The organism is Sphingobacterium thalpophilum (genome assembly GCF_038396785.1).
Lineage (GTDB): Bacteria > Bacteroidota > Bacteroidia > Sphingobacteriales > Sphingobacteriaceae > Sphingobacterium > Sphingobacterium thalpophilum_A.
In genome coordinates this window covers 1,722,070-1,746,046 of sequence record NZ_CP151087.1, presented here as the reverse complement: position 1 = coordinate 1,746,046, position 23,977 = coordinate 1,722,070, and the positions used below count along the sequence as shown (strand labels likewise).

Annotated in this window: 18 protein-coding genes and 3 tRNA genes; 13 read left to right on the top strand and 8 right to left on the bottom strand. The window is 39.0% G+C overall.

Features of this window, described 5'->3' with window-relative positions; genetic code table 11:
* The first annotated feature begins 248 nt into the window (after positions 1 to 248).
* Positions 249 to 1,748: a transcription termination factor Rho gene (rho, locus tag AACH28_RS07910; RefSeq protein WP_341832673.1), complete on the top strand. Its 1,500-nt coding sequence runs from the start codon at positions 249 to 251 to the stop codon at positions 1,746 to 1,748.
* Between the two features lie 73 nt (positions 1,749 to 1,821).
* Complete coding sequence (gene pssA, locus AACH28_RS07905; RefSeq protein ID WP_341832672.1) at positions 1,822 to 2,508, top strand: CDP-diacylglycerol--serine O-phosphatidyltransferase; 687 nt, start codon at positions 1,822 to 1,824, stop codon at positions 2,506 to 2,508.
* On the opposite strand, the gene AACH28_RS07900 is transcribed toward pssA, so the two are convergent.
* Complete coding sequence (locus AACH28_RS07900) at positions 2,505 to 2,849, bottom strand: Hpt domain-containing protein (protein WP_341832671.1); 345 nt, start codon at positions 2,847 to 2,849, stop codon at positions 2,505 to 2,507. The two genes, pssA and AACH28_RS07900, sit on opposite strands and share 4 nt — an antisense overlap.
* Positions 2,830 to 3,333 carry a 2-amino-4-hydroxy-6-hydroxymethyldihydropteridine diphosphokinase gene (gene folK, locus AACH28_RS07895; protein WP_248933300.1) on the bottom strand — a complete coding sequence of 168 codons (504 nt, stop codon included), beginning with the start codon at positions 3,331 to 3,333 and terminating at the stop codon, positions 2,830 to 2,832. The genes AACH28_RS07900 and folK overlap by 20 nt, the downstream gene beginning before the upstream one ends.
* Positions 3,334 to 3,574: 241 nt before the next feature.
* Here folK and sppA point away from each other — a divergent pair, with 241 nt between their 5' ends.
* The 3 genes from sppA to AACH28_RS07880 all read left to right on the top strand — a co-directional run bounded on the left by sppA (position 3,575) and on the right by AACH28_RS07880 (position 7,783).
* Positions 3,575 to 5,341 carry a signal peptide peptidase SppA gene (sppA, locus tag AACH28_RS07890; RefSeq protein WP_341832670.1) on the top strand — a complete coding sequence of 589 codons (1,767 nt, stop codon included), beginning with the start codon at positions 3,575 to 3,577 and terminating at the stop codon, positions 5,339 to 5,341.
* Positions 5,342 to 5,557: 216 nt separating this feature from the next.
* The gene (locus tag AACH28_RS07885; protein ID WP_341832669.1) at positions 5,558 to 6,748 is read left to right on the top strand and encodes a phosphoglycerate kinase; all 1,191 of its coding nucleotides are present in this window, start codon (positions 5,558 to 5,560) and stop codon (positions 6,746 to 6,748) included.
* 180 nt (positions 6,749 to 6,928) lie between these two features.
* On the top strand, positions 6,929 to 7,783 hold the full coding sequence (locus AACH28_RS07880) for an endonuclease/exonuclease/phosphatase family protein (protein ID WP_341832668.1): 855 nt from the start codon (positions 6,929 to 6,931) through the stop codon (positions 7,781 to 7,783).
* A gap of 11 nt (positions 7,784 to 7,794) precedes the next feature.
* On the opposite strand, the gene AACH28_RS07875 is transcribed toward AACH28_RS07880, so the two are convergent.
* Positions 7,795 to 10,482: a hypothetical protein gene (locus AACH28_RS07875; protein ID WP_341832667.1), complete on the bottom strand. Its 2,688-nt coding sequence runs from the start codon at positions 10,480 to 10,482 to the stop codon at positions 7,795 to 7,797.
* 806 nt (positions 10,483 to 11,288) lie between these two features.
* Between AACH28_RS07875 and mgtE the strand changes: the two genes are divergently transcribed.
* The 5 genes from mgtE (at position 11,289) to AACH28_RS07850 (ending at position 14,243) form a co-directional block, all read left to right on the top strand.
* Positions 11,289 to 12,665: a magnesium transporter gene (gene mgtE / locus AACH28_RS07870; protein ID WP_341832666.1), complete on the top strand. Its 1,377-nt coding sequence runs from the start codon at positions 11,289 to 11,291 to the stop codon at positions 12,663 to 12,665.
* Between the two features lie 246 nt (positions 12,666 to 12,911).
* Positions 12,912 to 12,985: transfer RNA gene (locus AACH28_RS07865), tRNA-Asn, on the top strand.
* 50 nt (positions 12,986 to 13,035) lie between these two features.
* A tRNA-Asn gene (locus tag AACH28_RS07860) sits at positions 13,036 to 13,109 on the top strand.
* A gap of 88 nt (positions 13,110 to 13,197) precedes the next feature.
* Positions 13,198 to 13,271, top strand: a tRNA-Asn gene (locus AACH28_RS07855).
* 57 nt (positions 13,272 to 13,328) lie between these two features.
* Entirely contained in the window at positions 13,329 to 14,243 is a 915-nt protein-coding gene (locus tag AACH28_RS07850) for a PfkB family carbohydrate kinase (RefSeq protein WP_286850783.1), read from the top strand.
* Here AACH28_RS07850 and AACH28_RS07845 read toward each other — a convergent pair whose 3' ends face one another.
* The 3 genes from AACH28_RS07845 to murB all read right to left on the bottom strand — a co-directional run bounded on the left by AACH28_RS07845 (position 14,244) and on the right by murB (position 16,309).
* Positions 14,244 to 14,489, bottom strand: coding sequence for a cytochrome b5 domain-containing protein (locus AACH28_RS07845; RefSeq protein WP_341832665.1), 246 nt, complete (start codon positions 14,487 to 14,489; stop codon positions 14,244 to 14,246).
* A gap of 31 nt (positions 14,490 to 14,520) precedes the next feature.
* Complete coding sequence (locus AACH28_RS07840; protein ID WP_341832664.1) at positions 14,521 to 15,006, bottom strand: sigma-70 family RNA polymerase sigma factor; 486 nt, start codon at positions 15,004 to 15,006, stop codon at positions 14,521 to 14,523.
* A 286-nt stretch (positions 15,007 to 15,292) separates the two neighbouring features.
* Positions 15,293 to 16,309, bottom strand: coding sequence for a UDP-N-acetylmuramate dehydrogenase (gene murB / locus AACH28_RS07835; protein WP_341832663.1), 1,017 nt, complete (start codon positions 16,307 to 16,309; stop codon positions 15,293 to 15,295).
* Between the two features lie 104 nt (positions 16,310 to 16,413).
* Between murB and AACH28_RS07830 the strand changes: the two genes are divergently transcribed.
* Positions 16,414 to 17,031: a TetR/AcrR family transcriptional regulator gene (locus tag AACH28_RS07830; protein ID WP_112374184.1), complete on the top strand. Its 618-nt coding sequence runs from the start codon at positions 16,414 to 16,416 to the stop codon at positions 17,029 to 17,031.
* Here the strand turns inward: AACH28_RS07830 and AACH28_RS07825 are convergent.
* Entirely contained in the window at positions 17,024 to 18,004 is a 981-nt protein-coding gene (locus tag AACH28_RS07825) for a YpdA family putative bacillithiol disulfide reductase (RefSeq protein WP_341832662.1), read from the bottom strand. The genes AACH28_RS07830 and AACH28_RS07825 overlap by 8 nt on opposite strands.
* 31 nt (positions 18,005 to 18,035) lie before the next feature.
* Positions 18,036 to 20,228 carry an FUSC family membrane protein gene (locus AACH28_RS07820; RefSeq protein ID WP_341832661.1) on the bottom strand — a complete coding sequence of 731 codons (2,193 nt, stop codon included), beginning with the start codon at positions 20,226 to 20,228 and terminating at the stop codon, positions 18,036 to 18,038.
* A 385-nt stretch (positions 20,229 to 20,613) separates the two neighbouring features.
* Here AACH28_RS07820 and AACH28_RS07815 point away from each other — a divergent pair, with 385 nt between their 5' ends.
* Together AACH28_RS07815 and AACH28_RS07810 are read left to right on the top strand one after the other, a co-directional pair.
* Entirely contained in the window at positions 20,614 to 23,190 is a 2,577-nt protein-coding gene (locus AACH28_RS07815; RefSeq protein ID WP_341832660.1) for a phosphoenolpyruvate carboxylase, read from the top strand.
* A gap of 75 nt (positions 23,191 to 23,265) precedes the next feature.
* Positions 23,266 to 23,808: a hypothetical protein gene (locus AACH28_RS07810; RefSeq protein WP_070570475.1), complete on the top strand. Its 543-nt coding sequence runs from the start codon at positions 23,266 to 23,268 to the stop codon at positions 23,806 to 23,808.
* Positions 23,809 to 23,977: the final 169 nt, after the last annotated feature.

Here is a 23,977-nt window from a genome sequence, read left to right as displayed (position 1 = left end):
TAAAATTCAATCTAAAAATGTTGTTAAATCGTTTTACTAGCTACAATAGTAAATATTTTTTTTGAAATATTTTGAAATAACAAAATTTGTTTTTTTCTTTGTCTAGGTTCTCAATATTTAATCCACTTCGGGTTTAAAAGAAATCATTAAGTTCTTCATCACATTTACTCATGGAAACTTGTTTAAGTGTGTAATCAGAATTCAGAAAAAAGCTCAAAAAAAATCCAAAAATCATACACAACACATTAATGGATATTAACGAATTAAACGCTAAACTCGTATCGGAATTGCGCGAGATTGCTAAGTTGATCGGTATCGCAGATGCTGATAAATTGCGTAAACAAGAATTAATCGAAAGAATTAGCAATACTGGTGGGGAAGAGGAAGCAGCTCCAGCGCCAGCTGAAAAAGCAGCTAAAGTAGAGGAAGATAACCAGGAACATGCTGAACGTACACGTAAACGTGTGCGGACCGTAAAGACTGCGGAACCTGTCACGGTAAGAAAACGTGAAGTTTCTGAGCAAGACGAAACCCCGGTTGCAACCGAAGACGCACCATCAGAAGATAAAGGTCCCCAACCTGAAAAAGCAACACAAACTCCTAAAGCAGAAAACACTTCTTCAAGTACAGATTTCGATAATGTGATCGTTAATGAGGGGGTATTGGAGATTATGCCTGATGGTTACGGCTTCTTACGTTCGTCAGATTACAACTATTTGACTTCTCCTGATGATATTTATGTATCACAATCTCAGATCAAATTATTTGGTTTGAAAACTGGTGATACGGTACGTGGTAGTATTCGTCCTCCTAAAGAGGGTGAAAAATACTTTCCTTTGGTAAGGGTTGAAGCTATCAATGGGCAAAATCCTGCTGAGGTACGGGATCGTGTGCCATTTGATTATTTGACACCATTATTCCCTGATGAGCGTTTAAATTTGGATATGGGTGTTGGAAACTATTCGACACGTATCATGGATTTATTCACGCCAATAGGTAAAGGTCAACGTGGGTTAATCGTTGCTCAACCGAAAACGGGTAAAACAAACTTGTTGAAAGAGGTTGCAAATGCTATTGCAAAGAATCACCCAGAAGTTTATTTGATTATCTTATTAATTGATGAGCGTCCTGAGGAGGTTACTGATATGGCGAGAAGTGTGCGCGCTGAAGTTGTTTCTTCAACATTTGATGAGCCGGCTGACCGCCACGTGAAAATCGCTAATATCGTGCTTGAGAAAGCGAAACGTATGGTAGAGTGTGGACATGATGTCGTTATTTTGTTAGACTCAATCACAAGATTGGCTCGTGCATATAACACAGTTGCGCCTGCGTCAGGTAAAATTTTGTCAGGTGGTGTGGACGCTAACGCTTTACATAAGCCAAAACGTTTCTTTGGTGCTGCCCGGAATATCGAAAACGGTGGTTCATTGACAATTTTAGCAACAGCATTAACAGATACAGGTTCTAAAATGGATGAAGTTATCTTTGAAGAATTCAAAGGTACAGGTAATATGGAATTACAGTTGGATCGTAAGTTGGCGAACAAACGTATCTTCCCTGCGATCGATATCACAGCTTCCAGTACACGTCGCGATGATCTATTGACTGACAAAGAAACATTACAACGTATTTGGGTACTTCGTAATCACTTATCTGATATGAATTCTACAGAGGCCATGGAATTTTTACAAGGTCAATTGCGTGGAACTAAATCAAATGAAGAATTTTTGATCAGTATGAATGGGTAATCCCATCAAATTTTGATATTTTAGCCATCATTTTAATCGAATGATGGCTTTTTTTATAAAATAGATCCTGTAAATGAAAAAACATATCCCAAATCTACTGACTTGCCTAAATTTATTTAGTGGCTGTATCGCTGTATTGATGGCATTGCAAGGCAATATTCAGGTGGTTACTATTTGTGTCTTTGCGTCCGGGATATTCGATTTTTTTGACGGAATGGTGGCGCGGCTTCTTCATGTTAAATCGCCAATCGGAAAGGAGCTTGATTCGTTGGCCGATATGGTCAGTTTCGGTTTTTTACCCGGGACAATCATGTTTACCCTATTGACAAAGGTGTTTCCTGATGGCTCTCTGTTGCCTTATCTAGGGTTTATCATTACTGTTTTCTCGGCCTTACGTTTAGCAAAGTTCAACCTGGATGAGCGTCAAACTTCTGATTTCATTGGCTTGAATACGCCAATGAATACATTTTATGTACTTTCACTTCCTTATATTGCAGACAAGTACCCGCAATTGGTTTTAAATCCGATTGTATTAATCGTTAGTATTCTTCTAACCAGTTATCTATTGGTGAGTGAAATTAGGTTGTTTTCGATGAAATTTAGTTCGATGGACTGGAAAACGAATAAGTTTCGCTTTATATTTTTGATCTTGACGTTGATCTTGTTTGTTGTTGGTCAATTTATGGCTTTACCGATTATTTTAGTTTTATATTTCCTATTATCGGCATTGCATTTTAATAAAAAAAACGATCTGGTTTAGATCGTTTTTTCATATTGTTCCAATTCAAACAGGAGCTCTTTCATTTCGATATCTATAATATCGAAGGTGGCCTGAAGGCCCTCGAGAGATGCTTCATTTTTTGCATTGGTCTCTAATTCCTCAAATTTTTCTTTTAAGTGAAAGGCACCGATATAGTCCATTGTCGGTTTGATATGATGGGCTGTATCACCAATCTTTTGAAGATCACCTTCAGCTACCGCTTGTCGGAGCTTGTCGAGATCCACAGGTGTTTGGATAAGATACATGGATACAAATTGTTTGATTAATTCGTGGTTGTCAAACATGTTTTGGCGGATCAGTTCAATGTCGATATGGTTCATCGTCGCTAATTTTCTTTACGGGTAAGTCGTCTTTGCATTTATCCATTAAATATACGTTATTTTTTTTGTAAACGGGATGGATATAGCCCGGAGCTATTTCTACCAATGGTTCGAGTGTGAACCTCCGTTCGGCGATATAAGGGTGTGGAATCTGCAGTGCGGGCAAGTCGATGATTTCCTGATTAAAGTAGAGTATATCGATGTCAATTACTCTTTCACCCCATTTTTTTATACGGATACGTCCTAATTCCTGTTCGATATGTTGTGTTAGATTTAAACATGCCAAAGGCTGTAACTCGGACGCTACTAAAACGACCTGATTCAAAAAGGCTGGTTGGTCCTCGACTCCCCAGGCCGCTGTTTCATAAATCGAAGAAACTTCAATAATTTCTCCAACGCGTGTTTCAAGTTGTTTTCTCGCTAGATCAAGCTGTTGAAAACGGTCTCCGAGGTTAGTGCCCAAAAGTATATAAATCTTATTCATAATGCTAAATTAAGCTTTTGGGGAACTTAGTTGTTTGAATTTCGGCTATTTCTTTGGATTTAGGGTATTGATGATCTTTGGATAGGTAGGTTTCTTTCAGGCTAGGATCCTTAATTTCGCGAATAAAATGTGGTGTAGATGAAATAAAAGACTGGGTGAATAAAAAATATTGCCTTACCTTTAGTGAAAAATAGGTCTTTCTCTTGGAAGATATCTTATGGATCGGATTTAATTACAAAATATGAAATCATTTTTTAAGTACGTACTGGCAACAATTACGGGGATTGTGATCTCTTTTGTTGTGTTGTTTATTGTTTTGATGGGGATAATTGGGGCGATTATCAGCTCGGCGTCCTCTGATCAGGAGATTGTTGTTAAAAGCAACTCGGTTTTATACCTATCTTTTGATTATGATATTACAGAGCGAAGTGAAGCGAATCCTTTGGGTAGTCTCAATCTTCCAGGTTATTCTACTAAAAATATTGGGTTGGACGATATTTTGGCGAGGATCAAGTATGCAGCTACGGATGGGAATATTAAAGGGATCTATTTAGATGCCAGTCATATCGGTGTTGGTTTTGCGAGCTTAAAGGAAGTCAGGGACGAACTTTTGGCCTTTAAGAAAACCGGGAAATTTGTTGTTGCTTATAATGCCGGGTATGACCAAAAGGCCTATTATGTAGCGAGCATCGCTGATAAAGTATATGTTAATCCACAAGGTACGATTGATTTCAGAGGCTTGGCAAGTTCTACGATGTTCTATAAAGACCTCTTGGATAAGGTTGGAGTAGAGATGCAGATTGTGAAGGTAGGTACATTTAAAAGTGCCGTTGAACCTTACTTTTTGAATAAAATGAGTGATCCCAATCGTTTGCAGGTAACATCATATTTGGGAAGTATATATCATACTTTTATTCATGAAATAGCAGCGAGCAGAAATATTGCTGCCGATTCATTACGGGCTATAGCAAATGACTATCGCGTTCGGGATGCGGACGATGCGGTAAAATATAAGCTTGCGGATGCCAAGCTGTATAAAGACGAACTTTTGTCAGACTTGAGAAAACGTTTGAAAATTTCGGAAAAAGATGAAATATCGTTTGTTTCTCTACTGGATTATAATAAAAAGGTAAAAGACGATGCGAGTGGATCTGAAGTCGCAGTTCTTTATGCTGCTGGAGAAATTGTTGACGGTGAGGGTACTGGACCTGGCCAAATCGGCGGTGATAAATTCTCCCGCGAACTACGAAAATTAAGAGAAGATGATGCAGTTAAAGCTGTTGTTTTGCGTGTTAATTCACCAGGAGGGTCTGCTTTGGCTTCAGATATTATTTGGCGGGAGGTTATCTTGACTAAGAAAGTGAAGCCTGTCATCGTTTCCATGGGAGATTTAGCTGCATCAGGAGGGTACTATATCTCAGCGGCAGCGGATTCGATATTTGCCGAACCTACTACGATTACAGGATCTATTGGCGTATTTGGCGTGATTCCTAATTTCCAAAATCTGATGAACAATAAGATTGGAGTACATTACGATGGTGTGAAAACGGGTAAGTTTGCCGATTTGATGACTTCTTTTGATCGCCCGTTGACAGCGGAAGAAAGGGATATCATCCAGCGGGAAGTTGATAAAGTATATGGTACCTTTACGAAAGTTGTTGCAGACGGCCGTAAATTATCCATTGCTGATGTTGATAGTATTGGGCAGGGAAGAGTTTGGACCGGTGCGCAAGGACTGAACAATAAATTGGTTGATCGTCTCGGAAACTTGGATGCCGCTATTCGGGCTGCCGCTAAAAAGGCCAACTTGGGCAAATACAAAGTGTCCCAGTATCCGGAGAAAGAGGATCCTTTTACCTCAATATTGAATAATTCAAAAGAAAAAGTCCAAGTTTGGGTTGCAAAAGAGCAAATGGGCGAATACTATCGTTATTTTGATGTCATGAAAAAAGCTACAGCACAGACGGGTGTGCAGGCGAGATTGCCTTATAGCGTTGAGATTCACTAGCAATTGATTCGCAAAGGGAGTCCAATCGTCGGATGGTTATAGATTATTATGATTTATGACGATGTTGGTAATTCTTACGTTGTGTGACGAGAAGTTCGATCCAAGGTAAGAATTGCCATTAATAAATAATTATTTCCAATGAAAGCAAATGCTTTTTTTTATATTTAGCTGTTCGTTTGACAAAACGACCTAATCCCAAATCAATAAAGTTACATAATGAAAACAGTAGACGATTTAAATTTTGCAGGTAAAAAAGCCTTGGTACGTGTGGATTTCAACGTGCCTTTGGATGAAAATTTCAATATTACGGATGATAATCGTATCCAGGGAGCGGCTCCTACAATAAAGAAGATTTTGAATGATGGTGGAAGCGTGATATTGATGTCCCACTTAGGAAGGCCAAAAGATGGTCCTACTGATAAGTATTCATTAAAACATATTGTTGCTCATCTTTCACAGGTTTTAGGTACTGATGTTCAGTTTGCCAATGATTGTATCGGCACGGAGGCTGTAGAAAAGGCAGCAGCTTTACAAGCTGGTCAGGTTTTATTGCTAGAAAACCTTCGCTTCTATAAAGAAGAAGAAAAGGGAGATGTTGAGTTTGCAGAGAAGTTGTCCAAATTGGGAGATGTCTATGTAAACGATGCTTTCGGTACAGCGCACAGAGCTCATGCTTCGACAGCAATTGTAGCACAATTCTTCCCTGGGGCTAAATATAGCGGTTACCTGATGGCAGCTGAGGTCGGAAATGCGGAGAAAGTATTGAATAATCCGGTTAGACCTTTTACGGCTATTATGGGAGGTGCGAAAGTTTCTGATAAAATTCAGCTAATTGAGGCCTTATTGGATAAAGTTGATAATCTTTTGATTGGTGGAGGCATGGCTTATACGTTTATCAAAGCTAGAGGCGGTGAAATTGGTCAATCATTGGTTGAGATCGATAAACTTGATTTAGCGAATGAGTTGGTAAAAAAAGCGAAGGAAAAAGGTGTTAACCTGGTTATTCCTACGGATGCTCAGATTGCAGATGCATTTTCAAACGATGCCAATGTATATGATGGACCAATTGATCAAATTCCGGCAGATTTGCAAGGTCTTGATATCGGACAGGAGTCTGCAGCAAATTTCGCAGCGATCATCAAAAATTCTAAGACAGTTCTTTGGAATGGTCCGATGGGTGTTTTTGAATTTGATACCTTTGCGAAGGGTACCAAAGCTGTGGCTGATGCTGTTGTAGAAGCAACGAAGAATGGTGCGTTCTCTTTAATAGGAGGGGGGGATTCTGCTGCTGCGGTAAGTAAATTTGGTATGTCTGAGGATGTAAGTTACGTCAGTACCGGTGGTGGTGCGCTTTTGGAATACATGGAAGGAAAAGTTCTTCCAGGTGTGAAGGCACTCGAAGATTAATATAAATCGAATTTTTAGAAAAGGGACAACGTTATGTTGTCCCTTTTTTATTAAAAAGATCTGTATTATGTACTAAACTATTGATGTAATGTTAGATTAAATCAATTATCTGTTAAATGTTTGTGTAGTACTGGTGAGTTTTTATTGTATTTGCTAAATTTATCATGACATGGGTTATATATGCAGATATTGATGGATGCTAATAAGAGTAAAGAAAAAGGTAGTTCTGGTTTTTTTTCGGTACTGACGTATAATGTCGCGGGCTTGCCCGGGATTATTTCTTCTGCGATTACAGGTAGAAGTAGAAGTATTGCTGAAATTGGAAAGAAGATCAATCCTTTTGATATTGTTAATGTGCAGGAGGATTTCAATTATAATAGAAGTTTATATTGGGGTGGGAATTCACATCCCTATCGCACGAAAACCAAGGGACGTGTTCCCTTTGGTGATGGTCTCAATACCCTGTCTCATTTTCCGATGACTGATGTTGTCCGTGTGCCCTGGAAGCAACGTACAGGAGCCGATTTTCTGACACCCAAGGGCTTCACCTTAGTTCAGATAGAAATCGTTCCTGAAGTCTGGTTGGATGTTTATAATGTTCATGCAAATGCACAAAATAGCAGGAAAGCTTCAAGTGCACGCCGGGATAATCTCAATCAGCTACGTGATTATATCGGGGAACATTCGAGTGGTAAGCCACTTATTGTAATGGGTGATTTTAATGCACATTATAGTTTTTGTGATGATAACCTGCATGATTTTATGGATTCCACAACATTGGTTGATAGCTGGGTTGAGCTCGAAAATGGAGGCTTAGTGCCTGAGGTGCGACATGAGTTTAAGCCGCCACATATGTTGTCTATCAGCAATCAGAGCGAATCTATCGATAAGATCCTCTATCGGAGCAGTAGTCACCTCAGTCTTGCTGCCCGGGATTATAAAATAGAAAATAATCTATTCACCAATGTCAAAGGATTGCCCTTATCGGATCATTATGCCTTGGCACTGAATTTTAACTGGGCGATTCATCCTTAAGCAGCTTATCCTTAATAGGTGTAGTTTAAACTGAAAGTTGGAACTACACGTTGTGTTGTCGTGTTGTCATTGATATAGGTACCCTTAACGACGAATTCGAAATCTGGAAGTGGGTATCTGAAAGCATTGAAATCAAGCGACAGATAGGCTCCAAAGCTTTTTGGTGAGATCTCCCTGTGTTTATGTATATTTTGATAATCGGCAAATATTCCTCCTTTTACACGTTTAATATAGGCTAAAGATCCTAATCCAAGGTCGGGATAAGCTATAGGGAAACGATAGTTGACCAACACCGTGTTTTTTATTTTTTCATATTTGTAGTAGCTAAATCCACTCACAAGAGGGATATCGTTGATGTATTGATAAATTCCTGATCCTGTTTGGGCGCTCAATCTAATTTGAAAACCGTGATTGCTCATAAATCCAGGTAGATAGAATACTGTTCTTGCTGATAAAATTTCACCTTTTGCATTGTTTTCGAAGGGGGTATGCCGATAGGTGACGCTAAAATTTTGCCCCCATCTTGGGTAGAGATCCATACTGGCCATACGCGCATTGCGATTGAGGTAAAGCTGGTATGTTAATGGAAATGCAGTCTCGTAATTAAAGTTTTTGACATCTGTTCGGCTAAGATCATAGCGCCTTAGATAAGCTGTTGCGAGATTGAATCCAGTGGAATAGACGTAGTCTCTTCTGTAAAAGGAGAGTGGGATGGAGATCTGTGAGGATATATAATGCTCGCGCCAGTCGAAACGGATGCTACTGTCCGGTTTATTAGGGATGCTTGCTGCTGCGATTTGCCCTCTGTTTTCATAACGTAGTGAGAATTTTGGGAAGTACTTGTTGTAGGTCAGTTCTGCCGAATATACTCCTTTTCGGATGTCGGTATCATATTCATATCCCAGTGCAATTTGTGTGGTATTTAAGATGTTGTTTGATAACCAGAAGACTCCGGGTTTAAAATTGTCGAAGCTTTCAAAATTGCTGCTACTTAGCGAAAGACTATGGAAATTAAACGTTCTACCTAGTCCACGATAGGGGACAATTTGGTAGTGCTGACTAGTATCTACTGAGACTGAAGCGATATTTTTTACGCTGTCTTTGGTCAATGCCGTAGCGTAATAATGCGAAAAATAATCTGTTTCGGGACGGATATCAAATGTTGTGTCTATGGATGTTTGGGCGATTTTGTAGCCATTGTATTGGTAATCGTTGAAGAATAATTGCCTTGTGTCCTTGTCGTAAAAAGGGTTGAACGCGCCAAACTGTGCCTTTGTCAGCAGCTGTTTTTTACCAGATAAGAGATCAATAGTGTAGATATTATCGATACCATTGAAGTTAGCTTTTGTGATAATCTTCATACCTGAAAGGTATTGCGGTCTTTCATATTGTTGGTTACCCCATGGTGTTAGGTTGGTGATTTTGTTATTATTCAGGTCAATTTCACATAATGCGGTTCCAGATTGCGACAAACGTATGCCAATTATTTTATCTCCTTCGGCGTTGAAAGCCGGATGCTGGAGCTGTTCAGCGTTGCCTATTTTAATCCGTTTGATGACATTGTTGTTTTTAAGGCTTATAAGCGTCAGATAGCTGTCGTTGGATAAATCTACCTCAACACATGCGATGGTTTCGTCTAGTGGGCTAAAAATAGGTGAATAATATCTCGTCTGTTTGCTGAGCTGGTTAATTTTCCCTGTTTTGAGATTCATGATATTGATGACGCTGTATGTTCTCTTGTTGAAACGCGGATCTTTATGAAGCTCATCCCATACGATGTAATTGCTGTTTACGTCAAAATGTGGCGTCAACTGTATGCCGGTTTTGACGAGCCTATTTTCTGTGTTTGTTGCCGTATCGTAGGTGTAAATTGCATTGGTCTTTTGTGGATTCTGTTTAATAAAATAGATCAGACCATTCTTGTGTTTCGGCAATAAATTACTGTTGTAATAATTGTTGTTTTTTTTGTTTATTTCTGTGTACTTCTGGTATTGATAATCGCTTGTTTTTTTATTCCATATGGCATCTAAATTTGCTATTGTTTTGTTGTATAAATAGGCACTATTTCCTCCAATTTTTTTCTTTAAAACACGATTGATATTATAGGGATATAATGGTTTTTTGTTCAGCTCCGAAAAGAGGTCGGCTTCATAATTCGAGGATAATTCTGATTTTAAAGTGGAGGTCATCAGATAGCCGATTGTATAGTAACTCGGAACAATATCTTTATAGGATCCCAGTAAATATTTATTAAAACTATAGTTGTGATTCGATTGAAAGTTTGCTTTGATTGGCATTTCAAAAGCGGGTAATCTTCCTCTTCCTCCTTCCGAATATATCGTTTCAGTTAGCGTTGCATCCCCTTCGAAATACCAAGAAGGGACGGTCAGTCCATAGTAGGCTAGGGCTAATTGTTCAAAAAATGGGGCGCGTAGTTTGCCTGTCAATTTGTCAAATTGACTTACGTGCCTTGACTCATGCAGGATCAAATTGGGTAGCCAGGTCTGATTGTCTGGCTCTGCTCCGGCGGTGCTGTACAGTTCAGATTTACGTGGAGACAACTGTACAAAACCATTCGTTTGTAGATTCGTGTTATGGATAATGAATGGAATTTTCCGTGGTGTTATTTTGTAATTTCTAGAAGTTGTACGCAGCGATCGGTTAACCTGGTCAGCTAGGGTAGGGGCCTTGCTCTTCATTTCTTCGGGGAAAATAAGTTGAAAATTCTTCGTTTCGATCTTATGCCATTTTTGGCTTAAAGGGGCTTGGCTGTCTTCAAAAAATTGAGCGGAACTTTTTTGTGAATATATTATTAATGACAATAATGATAATATGTTGATAATTATGTTTTTATGTCTCATTAATTTCTGTATATCGTATGTTTGCTATTTTTTTTAGTTTTATTATTCCTATTTATATGAACTTTAAGTTCTGGTTTAAATTGTTTTTTCTTTGAATAGTAGGTTTTTATGTTTTTTTGTGTTTTACTTTTTTATCTTGTTTTTTCTTTAAAATAACCTGATAATAATGGGTTGTTCTGAAAAAATGCACTATATTGAGCAGGTTAAAGCATACGACGAATATACTTAAATAATTGGCGATTCTAAGACTGTGTCTGGAAAATTTGTTTGCTTTTTTTTGCATAAAAATCTGACGACTATGGGTTGTTGCTTTTAGGGGACTGTTGGTGAGTTGGGTGTCGCCTGATTTATTTTATTCGATAAAAAAATGGATCGGTGATTAGACGATAAATTTCGTCGTCTTTCTTTTGTCTAGACCTGTTCAAGTTATTGGCGAGAACGGTTTTCTCCTTAATTTTTGTTGGTGACAAATTGTCTTGTTTTTGATTTGAGCATTAAACATTGTGCGGCGTATTTATCCCAATTACTGCGACAGACAGCAGGTTTTTATTATTTATTTTTTTATGCAGAATTTACTTTAAAAAAGCGATTTTTGTAACATATAAATTTTGTGTAGATGTAGGATTTTTAAATTGATAGGAGATATGGAAGAACTGGAAATGCAGGTGAATCAAATAGAGCAATTGATAGCAAGTGGAGACCTTGTTGGGCTGGAAGAATTTTTGAATGAATTAAATATTTCAGAAGTAGAGGAGCTGATTGATGAGTTGCCCGAACATGGTTCACTATTTATTGAATCATTAAATTTGAATCGCGCAGTTAACGTTTTTCGTATTCTGGATTTCCCTACTCAAAACAGGATTTTTAAGAAGCTTTCTAAAGCGAAAATTAGCGCACTAATTAACGAGTTACCGCCCGACGATCGGACTTCTTTTTTTTCAGAAATGAAGGACGATATTAAGCATTTAATTTTACTATTACCACCCAAAGATCGTGTTGAAGCATTGGCGTTGTTGGGCTATCCAGAAGACAGCGTTGGGCGTCTAATGACCCCCGATTATATTACCGTAAAAGAGCATTGGAGTATTGAACGAATATTGGGACATATTAGGCGTTATGGAAGAGATTCGGAGACAATAGATGTACTCTATGTGATTGATGGAAATGGGAAGCTGGTTGATGATATTCGGATTAAAGATGTGCTGATGGCGGAGCCAGATAGAGTCGTTGGCGAACTGATCGATCATCGTCTCATTTCGCTGAATGCTTACGATCCCCAGGAGGAAGCAATCAACATCTTCCGGATGAATAATCGAGTGGCCTTGCCTGTTGTCGACGAACAGGGGGTTATGTTGGGGATAGTGACTGTCGATGATATTCTTTGGGTAGCAAACGAGGAGTACACGGAAGATATGCAGCGTATCGGGGGAACGGAGGCGTTGGATGAGCCTTATCTGGATGTGTCGATTAAGAACTTGGTCAAGAAAAGAGCTGGTTGGCTCATTGTGCTTTTTTTGGGGCAACTTTTGACCGCGACAGTTATTGAGCACTTCGAGGAGCAAATGGCAAGTGCGATTATGTTATTTGCGCTGATGCCCGTTATTATTTCCAGTGGTGGGAACAGCGGTTCGCAAGCATCAACATTGATTATTCAGGCGATGGCCTTGGGGGAAGTTACCTTAGGGGATTGGTGGCGTGTGATGCGAAGAGAGATTCTGTCGGGTTTACTGCTGGGACTTATTTTGGGGGCGCTGGGTTTTATAAGGATTATGGCATGGCAGTCTTTTGCGCATAGCTATGGTGAGTATTGGGTGTTGGTTGCATTCGTTATTTCTTTGTCCTTGGTCGGTGTTGTCCTCTGGGGGTCGTTGACGGGGTCTATGTTGCCTTTTGTGATGAAACGGCTTGGAGCCGACCCTGCGAGTTCTTCAGCGCCTTTTGTGTCGACATTAGTCGATGTAACAGGTTTGCTGATTTATTTTAGTGTAGCGACGCTTATTTTGAAAGGTGTGCTACTATAATCGTACTGAATTTACAATATTGCCCATTGATCAGCTAATAGCTATTGAACGTAAAAGAAGGATAATGTTGGTTTAAGTGCTGAAAAGGGGATTTTATGGAGCAGTATGAAAAATAAAAATAAATTATTCTAATTGGAATTTAGGAAGTTGTAAAAAATGTGCTCAAAAAATTTGTAGTATTCTAATAATCTTCCGATACTTGCATCACGGAAACGCCATAGGGTCTCCGGAAAAATTGAAAAACACTCCTGAATAGCTCAGCAGGTTAGAGCATCTGACTGTTAATCAGAGGGTCGCTGGTTCGAGCCCAGCTTCAGGAGCAATTTAATAACTTACATAACCGGGGTTTTTAAAATATTCAATTTTTCATTCCTGAATAGCTCAGCCGGTTAGAGCATCTGACTGTTAATCAGAGGGTCGCTGGTTCGAGCCCAGCTTCAGGAGCAACAATGCAAATATTTTATTTGCAAATAAAATTAAAATGTACTACTTTTGTACACTCTATGAGAAAGGAATTTCTCGAAAAATAAATTCCTGAATAGCTCAGCAGGTTAGAGCATCTGACTGTTAATCAGAGGGTCGCTGGTTCGAGCCCAGCTTCAGGAGCAATATTGAAACCGGCTTTACGCCGGTTTTTTTGTTTACCATGCTTATTAAAAAACTATGAGTTTAGTAATTATTGGTACGGTGGCTTTCGATACAATAGAAACACCGTTCGGTAAAACTGACAAAATTCTGGGTGGTGCCGGTACATTTGCTAGTCTGGCGGCATCATATCTATGTGATCAAATCAAATTGGTCAGTGTTGTTGGGGAGGATTTTGGAAATGACAATCTCGATCTTATCAGGAACCGTGGTATAGATGTTACGGGTGTCCAGGTGATTACTGGTGGGCAAACTTTTTCTTGGTCAGGCAGATATCATAACGATATGAATAGCCGTGATACCCTGGCGACAGACTTAAATGTATTGGCTGATTTTGATCCAATTATTCCTGAAAGTTACCAGGATTGTGAGTATCTTCTCCTGGGTAATCTTACACCTCAAATACAATTAACAACGTTGGAGCGCTTGGTGCACAAACCTAAGCTGGTTGTTCTGGATACGATGAACTACTGGATGAATGTTGCCATGGATGACCTAAGAAAGGTTCTTCTAAAGGTTGATGTGTTAGCCATAAATGATTCAGAGGCGAGACAGCTGTCAGGAGAGTATTCTCTGGTTAAGGCTGCAAAAGCCATTTTAGCAATGGGGCCTAAATATTTAATTATCAAAAAAGGTGAACACGGTGCGCTTCTTTTTGGAGAGAATCAGATTTTTTCTGCGCCAGCTCTACCATTAGCAGATGTGTTTGATCCAACTGGCGCGGGGGATTCCTTTGCAGGAGGTTTTATTGGCTATCTTGCCAAAGTAAAAAGTATAAACTTTACAAACATGAAAAATGCGTTGATTTTTGGTTCTGCGCTAGCTTCATTCTGTGTAGAGAAATTTGGTACAGATCGCTTGGTTGATCTGACCGAAGAGGACATACAAAAGCGCTTGAATGCTTTTGTTGCCCTATCTCAGTTTAATTTATAATCATGGATCTTTCAGTTTTCCAACGATCTGAAATTTTGAAAATACAGATGCTGAATGAGGGGCTTCTTGGAGCTCCTCAGTTAGATCTTGTCCGGCCCAATGTTCGTAATGCATTCCGTTTTTCCACAGTCTACTTTCTCCGACATCATAGATAAATCCGCGATAGGCAACCCAGATCTGTGGTTTGTCCTGACCATTACGTAAAGCCAGTTGGCTTTTGCTGTATTCCGATAATTCTTCTGCCATTCGTAATTGTAAAAAGGCGAAGATAGAAAAACTAGGCTACTTTATATGCCGATAGTGATCTTTTCATTAATTTTCTAGCGACATGTATTCTTGTTTTTACCGTTCCGATAGGGATATTTAAATGTTCAGATATCTCGTGGTATTTAAACCCTTCAAAGTACAGTGAAAAGGGGATGTAATATTCTTCGGAAAGACTAGATAAAGCTTCATGGATGTCTTCCATGACAAATTTGCTTTCGCCCTGATTTGAGGAGGCGGATAATAGGAGGTTAGCGTTAGAAATATCCTCGTCTTTCGTAATGAAAGAGTTGGTTTTCACAATACGTCTATAGTTATTAATAAACGTGTTTTTCATGATGGTGTAAAGCCATCCTTTCAAATTGGTTCCTTCTTTGAAATTTTTAAAATAGGTTACAGCTTTCAGGAGAGTGTCCTGAACGAGATCGTTGGCATCTTCGTAATCACTGGTAAAATTTCTGGCGTAGAGTTTTAATGAGTCCGATTGCTCAATAACCATGGTGTCAAATTCATTCTTTGTCGTAGCTTAATGAATTATAACTGTTCTTTTTACAAAACAGTACGTTTATAAAATGCGGTTCATTAAGTATGAGGCAAAAAATGCGCCAAAAATGGCAAAATTAGATTTGTTAATATAATTTTAAGATTATTTTAAGCGGAGCACACGTTTGCGTTGACTAACTTTAAGTAAATAAAATTAGCTCAAAGTGATATTTTACTAAAGTGAAGCCTGTTTTTCTTTTGCTTTCAGATTTAAAAAAAATATTTTTACTTTTTTTAAATCTTTACAGTAAATTAACTTCACGCTCCAGCTTAATGCCAAATTTGTTGGCTACATCACTTATGATTTGTTCCGATAGATTATAAATTTCCTGTCCTGTAGCGTTTTGTCTATTTATTAGTACAAGTGCCTGATTTTTCCATACACCTGCTTGTCCATATTCTTTTCCTTTCCAACCACATTGTTCTATTAACCATCCAGCAGCCAATTTTGTTTCATTATTGGGCATTGGATAATGCGGTATTGTAGGGTATTCTTTCTGAAGAGGCTCGAAAGTCGATGCTGTAACTACGGGGTTCTTAAAGAAACTTCCGGCATTTCCCACTGTACTTGGGTCAGGGAGCTTTTCTACGCGGATTTTGGAGACAATGGTTGCGATATCGGCAATACTTGGGTTCGTTATATTTTCTTTAGCGAGTTCGGCTTCTATTGCACCATAAGTTGTATTGATATGAGCTGTTTGGCTAAGCTTATAGGTTACCTGGGTAATGATAAACCGTCCTTTATGAGCTGTTTTAAAGATGCTGTCGCGGTAGGAGAAATTGCAATCTTCTTTTTTGAATGTGGCAAAGTTGCCCGTATGTGTATCGAAAGCCTGACATTCGTGAAAGACATACATTAACTCGGTACCATAGGCGCCGATGTTTTGTACAGGTGAAGCCCCAACAGTGCCGGGAATTAGGGCCATGTTTTCAATCCCAGCGTAATTATGTTCGATGCAATACCAAACGAAGTCATTCCAGATTTCTCCCGCTTGCGCTGTGACATAGACATCATCGCCATCAATTTTTGACTGTATGCCCTTGCTCGTCATACGAATAATATAGCCGTCGAATGCTTTGGTGAAAAGGACATTGCTACCTGCGCCAAGAACAAAGAAGTTCTCTTTAAAAATACCATTTTTAAAAATTTCGGTCAATGTTTCATTGTCATTCACTTCGATTAGAAAATTTGTCTTTTCTTCAATTCCAAACGTATTGAAAGCTTTTAAAGATATATTCGATTGAATGTTTAACTTCATATTGACTTTAGTTTTCAGAAATTCAAAAAAATCAGCTATCTTTAGCATGATAATCGGTAAAGATAGTATAAACCGTTTATTTAACGATAAAAAATATAAGTTTAATGGGTAATGCAGATGTAAAAAGAATCAAAATTCTAGAAGCTGCGACAAGGCGCTTTGCACATTTTGGAATGGCTAAGACAACGATGTCGGAAATAGCCAAGGATCTCAATTTTTCAAAAGCATTGCTGTATTATTATTTTCCGGATAAGAATAGCTTATATTCTGCGGTTTTCGAATATGTCATCGACAAAATGATCGAGGACCTTGAGGATGTCATTGGAAAAGGGGGAGACTTTGAGGAGATTATGATGTACTCCATTGATATGCGTGTCAAGATCATCAATCAGTATTATAATTTATTTGAATACACCATGAAGATGGTCAAAGAGCTTCCGGACGAGCTGGAACAGGTGTTCAAAGAGTCTTATCTCCGTGAGGTAGAAATTATTGAGAAGATTCTCAAGATTGGTATCGATGCCGGTGAGATACAGGTGGAAGATATCAATGAAACTGCGCGGATTCTTTTGTATTCACTATTCGGTATGCGTATGGGCATATTAAAGGATATGAAAAACATGTTGTTCCCAACAAAAGAAGAATTCGATCATATTCTCAGTTTACAGAAGAAAATGATGAAAATCTTCTTAAATGGCTTACGTTTTCAAGTCTTCAAGTAAGTGTTGAGCGAATATGTCCGATAATCTGTTTGGCATGAATTCGTGAATTTTCAATAAACCAAAGGTGGGTATTTAAGCCACCGCAAACGACACCTGCCAAATAAATCCCGGCAATATTTGTTTCCATTGTTTCTTCATTATGGCTGGGAATGCAAGGTGCTTCTTGGGGAATATCAATTCCGATCTTTTTCAAAAAATCAAAATTTGGGCGATAGCCGGTTAAAGCCAGTACAAAATCATTATCGAGTTCGACGATACCATCTGGGGTTTGGATATGCGCAGTAGTTGGAGTAACTTCTGTTAAGAGGCTGTTATAATAGACATCGATTTCACCCGCGGCAATTCGATTTTCAATATCAGGTTTTACCCAATATTTTACCCGGCGGCTGATTTCGCTACCGCGGATTACCAAAGAAACTTGTGCTCCTTTTCGGTAGGTTTCAAGGGCGGCATCAATGGATGAATTACTGGCGCCGACAACGATCACCTTTTGGCTGCTATAATAATGTGGATCGTCGTAGTAATGCCTCACTTTGGGAAGTTCTTCGCCCGGGATATTGAGCAACATCGGTATGTCATAAAAACCCGTGGCGATGATGACTTTCTTGCTCAGGTATATGCTTTTGCTACTGCTGACCAGAAACTCCGTGTCCTCTTTCTTAATTTCCAGTACTTCTTCAAAAAGATGGGTATCCAGTGCGAACTTTTGCTGTATACGTCTGTAATATTCCAGCGCCTCCATGCGTTTTGGCTTGGAATTGGTGGTGACAAATGGAATATCACCTATTTCTAATCTTTCGGAAGAAGAGAAGAAGGTCATATTTTGGGGGTAATTATATAATGAGTTGACCAAACAGCCCTTTTCGAGAATAAGGTAGTTTAAATTTGCTTCTTTGGCTTCTAAGGCGCAAGCTAAGCCAATTGGCCCGCCGCCAACTATGATCAGGTCGTACCGTGTTATCGTATCGCTCATGGTATAAATGTCGAGAATTTTAAAGAATAAATCAGCTTAAAGCTTTAGGCAGTTCATTTTCTGACATTGCTGTGCTTTTAGCGTGAAGGTCCTGGACTATTTTATGCAGGTCCTGTGCAATTTTATTGAGAAAGTCCAGCTGTTCACTCAATAGCTGTCCATCAACTGAACTGACATCTGTATTATCAAATTGGTCGTTGGGAATTTCGATTGCCAAAGGAACAAATGCATTGACACTATCGGCAGAATGCAGCAGCTGAATGGATTGCTCCAAGGAGCTTAATATTTTTCGAATCGTCCGGACATGGTCCTTATTGATATAATTATTGTCCATTTCGTCGAGATGGTTCATCAATGTTACCGAAAAAGAAGCTAGGATATGGTTGAATATGACGAATTTATTGACTTCCTTACTATATTTTTGACGTTTCTTGGGTTCCGTAAGCATACGTTGGAATGTGGAACCCATGTTGGCTGTTTCCACATAGACTGCCTTGCGTGTTAGTTTGTAGTCGGTGATGGAAGGCGCCTGGCCTGCAATTTCTTTCAATGCCTGAAAGATGTAATTGTAGTTGGCTATCAGTAGCTTTCGCATGGATTCCTTGACTTGCATGCTTTCCCAATTTGGAAAAATAACATAACTGGATAAGAATGCAATCATGCCGCCGATAAAGGTGTCCAGTATGCGTTCTTTCGTGACGTCCAATGTATTGGCGCTGACGAAGCTCAGCATAATTAATACATAAGGGGTCATAAAAAGTACGGCAATGACATAATTGACCCGGAATAAGCTATATGCCGTCAGAAAAAAGAATACCAGTAGAACGAAAAGGACCGTTGGGTCATGAATGGTTAACAGGATGAGGGCTCCGATGAGTCCGCCTATCGTTGTGCCGATGAGACGCTGGATATTTCTCTCCTTTGTGAGCCCGAAGCCAGGCTTTAGGATAACCATGATAGTCAGGAGGATCCAATATACATTATTGGTGATATTGGTGACCTCAAACACGTAATAAGTGACCGACATGACAATTGCCATGCGGCACGCATGTCGAAAGATGGTGGATTTTAGGGTAAGATTTTCGCGGAACTTTTTGAAATCAATTGCAGAGCTTTGAACAAAGCGTTTTGCGTCATCAATTTCCTTTCTTTTGACATCGTCAGGTTGTAGATGCGAGTAACCATAGATATTTTTAATCCGGCGAACCAGGTCACGCAAATTGATCAACACCTTGCGTAAAGCAAATGTACTATATTGTTGATTTTTATCCAGTTGATCAATTTTAGTGTGAAGGTGACTGAGATCCGAGTCGAAATCGTACAGTGGTTTTGGCTGTGTATTTGTATTAAGCTGATAGGCTAAATTGTCAAGCTCATTGGTATATTTTAAAATCACATTTTTGAAATCTTCCAAGATTCCTGTAGGTCCAAAGCGTTCGCTGATGGTATTGTAATCATAGTGCGCCGCCATACTTTGCTCAAAGAGATCGACGATATCGTTGAAAACGAGGGTTAAATAACGTCCTACCTTTGTGGTGTCTTTTATCGATCGTTTACTTTGAAACAATACATCCCGTAGGTTTTCCTGATGCTGATTGACTTCAACTTGTTTGTCGATCAGTTTGAGGTAGTTTTTATCATTATCAATTTTAGCATCGTAAAAATTAGCTTTCAGCCGGATGTAATCAGCCACATAGCGAATTGTTTCAGATAGCTCCTGTTCGGCGAGCCTGTAAGGGCGTGCCTGGGTGATGGAAAGACTAATGGCGATATACCATAGACCACCTAATGTATAGAAGCCTAAATAGTTGATGGCTTCAACAAGAGGATAGTGAATCTGCACATGGATCAACATCATCAGAATACACATAAGGCCTACGTTGGCGGCCCTGCTATTGAATACTGCAAACATGGCAAATATAAAGCAGGCTGCGCCGATAAAAATCGCCAGTAGATAGACATTTTGATTAACTATATTGGTTAAAATAAAAGTTAACGTAGTCAAAATCGCACCCGCAATCATGCCTTTCCTTCTATGGCTAGGTGCTCCGGGCGTATCGGAGAGACCTACCAAGAGCGCTCCCAGGGAAACAATGGTTCCATTGGTAAATTGCCCGATAGTTGCAAAGATTAGGACAGGCACAATACATCCGATGGTAATTCGGAGTCCATCCGCAAAATATTGGCTATAGAAAAAACTTTTTATTTCTTGTGTCTGTTTCATAATGTATAGTACAAACTTAGATAAATTGCTTTTCATATTAAAAACAATTGTTCTGCTATGTTTGCTCTTTTTTGTACGGATGATAGCGATATAGCTGGTCGGTTTCTGTCTGATCAAGAAAGGTTCATTTTGTAGCGGGGCTTAACAGGATCAGGTTCTCAAGGTCTTCGTTGCTATACTGCATTGCATTAATGTGTTAAAAATGAAAATTTACTAAAATTTGTTAGTATGTTTATAAAATTTCAATTGTTTTTTTGATTAATTTATATTTTTTTATTTGTTTAGCTATAATATTGTTATATTTGGAGCCATAGGGTTATTTCAGAGACATTACAAATTTTCAAGAGTCACCTAAACTCTCTTGACCACTTTCAAAGATTTAAATATGAAGCAAAGTAAAAATGAAGCCGTCTTTCAGGACGAGGTATTGACACGCTTTGAGCTTTTCAAAAGTTTGTTTTTAACATTGCCATTTCAACGTGTTAAAGATACAGGTACTTTATTACCATTTTTTGCAAAGCAATGTGAAAAGGGTGTGGATCAGCATTTAACTCCTGATGAGATCATAAAAAGTTTCTTCGATCAGCATGAAGATTTTTCTTCGGAAGAACAACGGATTGATTTGTTGTTTCGATTTGTTCAATATATAGAGCGTCAGGTTGTTTTATTTGATGCGATCGAAGATTCGTCATTTCAGATGGTGGGTCGTGGCGATGATGAAAATGTCTTAGGGGCATTAATTAAAAACGCCGAAGGTAGCGAAGATATGCGCCGTAAGATTGTGTCAAAATTGAAGGATTTTTCTGTACGTCTTGTGTTGACTGCACATCCTACGCAATTCTATCCGGGACCAGTATTGGGTATTATCAACGACCTGATCGATGCAATCAAGACCAATGATATCCATAGTATACATTTATTGCTACAGCAACTGGGTAAAACGCCTTTCATCAATAAAAATAAACCGACTCCAGTTGATGAGGCTGCGAGCTTAGCTTGGTTTTTGGAAAACGTATTTTATAAAGTAGCATCGGAAATTCAGTCTTTTATTGATGATGAATTGGACGTGGATACCGAAGAAGTCAAACAATTGATTGAACTGGGCTTTTGGCCTGGAGGTGACCGTGATGGTAATCCCAACGTAAGTGTTGATAGCACCAAGAAAGTTGCCGCATTGCTACGTACCATTTTGTTTAGATGTTACTATAGGGATTTTCGTATTGTTAGACGGCGCATCACATTTAGAGGTGTAGAGGAATATATGGAAAATCTCCAAACATTGTTCTACGAAAACAGTTTTAATCCAGTCGAACATCCAGCAGACGAAACCGATAATATTATCACGAATCTAAAAGCAATCAAAAATGTTTTGGAGGAATATCACAACGGGCTTTTTGTAGAGATCGTTGATGATCTACTCCGTAAAGTGATGACTTTTGGTTGTTTCTTTACCACATTGGATATCAGACAAGACAGCCGCATATTACGTGAGGCTACCAATTATCTGATTCAGCACAACCAGGAAAAGACTGGAATGCCATTGGATTATCTGGAGCTTAGTGAAAATGACAAGCAAAAAGCATTAAAATTCAAAGAACTTGACTTAACGGTGGGAGAGGACGCGGATCCGTTAACGAAAGATACTTCGGGCGTGATAAAATTATTAAAGGAGATTCAACGTTCCGGTTCTGAGCGAGCTGCACAACGCTTTATCATCAGTAATTGCCAGCAAGCAAGTGATATTTTGGGACTGCGTCAATTATTTTTATGGTCTGGATGGAAGAAGGATGCTTTAACGATCGATTTTGTGCCCTTGTTTGAGACCGTTGATGACTTGACGAGAGCAGCGGACGTGATGAAAACCTTGTACAGTAATAAGGAGTACAAGGCACATTTGAAACGAAGAGGAAACAAACAGACGATTATGTTGGGTTATTCAGATAGTACCAAAGACGGTGGATATCTGATGGCGAATTGGTCGATTTATCGTGCAAAAATCGAACTTACGGCGATATCACGCGAATACGATGTCGATTTGGTGTTTTTTGATGGCCGCGGTGGACCTCCAGCGCGTGGTGGTGGTAAAACACAACGTTTTTATGCATCTATGGGTAAGGAGATTGCCAACGATCATATTCAATTGACGATTCAGGGACAAACAATCAGTAGCCAGTACGGATCTTTAGATACAGCGCGGTTTAATATTGAGCAACTTTTGCACGCTGGCATTATTTCAGATTTAAAACAACGTGTGGGCGATACTTTAACCAAACATCAACAGGAGATCATTGATAAGCTAGCTGAGTTGAGTCATCATAAGTTTATGGATCTACGCACGAATGAATTGTTTTTACCATATTTGGAGACGATGTCGCCATTGAAAGCGTTATCCTCGATCAATATTTCAAGTAGACCTGTAAAACGTAATTCAGGCCGTGAATTGCGACTGGAAGATTTGCGGGCTATTAGTTTTGTAACTTCATGGAGCCAGCTGAAGCAAAATATTCCTGGATTTTATGGTGTCGGAACAGCATTGCAATGGGCTGAAAAAAATAACCTCTGGAAGGACGTACAGCAATTATATGTTTCATCGGGATTTTTTCAGACATTGATCGACAACTGTATGATGTCGATGACAAAGTCAAACTTTGATATTACAGCATACATGAAAGATGATCCTATTTATGGTGATTTTTGGAAAACGTTGTATGCCGAGTACCAGATAACAAAAGAATATTTGTTAAAATTGAGCGGAACCTCAAAATTGATGGAGAACTATCCGGTGGATCGTGAGTCTATTTTAGCGCGCGAGGGAATTGTATTACCGTTATTGGTTATACAGCATTTTGCGATTCGTGCATTGAATTCGGATCAGCTGACTGATGCACAACGTGAAGATTATTCGAAGTTAATAGCGCGTACAATCTTTGGCGTGGTGAATGCCGGAAGAAATGTTGCGTAATTTTTCTTTCTTTTCACGGATAGGGTTTCGGAGAACATATATTTTATCTACTTTTGTATAGTTAACAAAATTGATATGAAGATTAATAAGTTATTTATTGTTGCGGCTTGTGCGGGTACATTATTTGCATCTTGTGGTCAAACAGCTGCAGATAGACAGCGTCAATACTCTAATGCATCCTTAGCGGATGGTGATGCCTTTGCAATGATTAAATTCGTTGGCGAAAATGGAAACTACTTGGTAAATCTTGCCGATGTAGCTGCAAAACAATCTACCTCAGCAGAGGTAAAAAATGTAGCTGCAAAGATTAAAGAAGCTTACGCAACAGTGTTACCAGAATTAGACAATTTAGCAAAAGAATTGCATGTTGGCGATGCGCAACGTGGTGTGCCTGCATTTCAAGTTCCAGCTTCAATTGGTTCGGACAGTACAGCGGCATTCAACGATAAAGCATTTTTAGCACTTGTAGTTGAAAAACAAGGTGAGATCAATACTAGATTGTCTCATGAAGAACACAATACAAACAAAGACGTTATCCACCTTTCAGAAGAGTCTTTGAAAAAAGTGGAAGAGATCTATAAGTTAGCTGGCGGTAAAGTTGAAGAACACCATCACTAAGAAATAAGATAAATAAAAGGAAAGGAGTATTCATTAAGATGAATATTCCTTTTTTTATGATTTTTTTGTTGACAATACTAGATTTTCTGCATGGAATTGTGATAGGTACTGAGTTTCGATAGGATGTGCTATCTGTATTCCGACTCAGTTGATTGCCAGCGAGATGATT

Coding starts and splice junctions, on each gene's coding strand:
- AACH28_RS07880 (WP_341832668.1), top strand. CDS start 6,929: ATGCAGATATTGATGGATGCTAATAAGAGTAAAGAAAAAGGTAGTTCT.
- murB (WP_341832663.1), bottom strand. CDS start 16,309: ATGAAGTTAAACATTCAATCGAATATATCTTTAAAAGCTTTCAATACG.
- pssA (WP_341832672.1), top strand. CDS start 1,822: ATGAAAAAACATATCCCAAATCTACTGACTTGCCTAAATTTATTTAGT.
- AACH28_RS07825 (WP_341832662.1), bottom strand. CDS start 18,004: ATGAGCGATACGATAACACGGTACGACCTGATCATAGTTGGCGGCGGG.
- folK (WP_248933300.1), bottom strand. CDS start 3,333: ATGAATAAGATTTATATACTTTTGGGCACTAACCTCGGAGACCGTTTT.
- AACH28_RS07830 (WP_112374184.1), top strand. CDS start 16,414: ATGGGTAATGCAGATGTAAAAAGAATCAAAATTCTAGAAGCTGCGACA.
- AACH28_RS07840 (WP_341832664.1), bottom strand. CDS start 15,006: ATGGTTATTGAGCAATCGGACTCATTAAAACTCTACGCCAGAAATTTT.
- AACH28_RS07810 (WP_070570475.1), top strand. CDS start 23,266: ATGAAGATTAATAAGTTATTTATTGTTGCGGCTTGTGCGGGTACATTA.
- AACH28_RS07845 (WP_341832665.1), bottom strand. CDS start 14,489: ATGGCAGAAGAATTATCGGAATACAGCAAAAGCCAACTGGCTTTACGT.
- sppA (WP_341832670.1), top strand. CDS start 3,575: ATGAAATCATTTTTTAAGTACGTACTGGCAACAATTACGGGGATTGTG.
- AACH28_RS07900 (WP_341832671.1), bottom strand. CDS start 2,849: ATGAACCATATCGACATTGAACTGATCCGCCAAAACATGTTTGACAAC.
- AACH28_RS07815 (WP_341832660.1), top strand. CDS start 20,614: ATGAAGCAAAGTAAAAATGAAGCCGTCTTTCAGGACGAGGTATTGACA.
- AACH28_RS07850 (WP_286850783.1), top strand. CDS start 13,329: ATGAGTTTAGTAATTATTGGTACGGTGGCTTTCGATACAATAGAAACA.
- mgtE (WP_341832666.1), top strand. CDS start 11,289: ATGGAAGAACTGGAAATGCAGGTGAATCAAATAGAGCAATTGATAGCA.
- rho (WP_341832673.1), top strand. CDS start 249: ATGGATATTAACGAATTAAACGCTAAACTCGTATCGGAATTGCGCGAG.
- AACH28_RS07875 (WP_341832667.1), bottom strand. CDS start 10,482: ATGAAGAGCAAGGCCCCTACCCTAGCTGACCAGGTTAACCGATCGCTG.
- AACH28_RS07820 (WP_341832661.1), bottom strand. CDS start 20,228: ATGAAACAGACACAAGAAATAAAAAGTTTTTTCTATAGCCAATATTTT.
- AACH28_RS07885 (WP_341832669.1), top strand. CDS start 5,558: ATGAAAACAGTAGACGATTTAAATTTTGCAGGTAAAAAAGCCTTGGTA.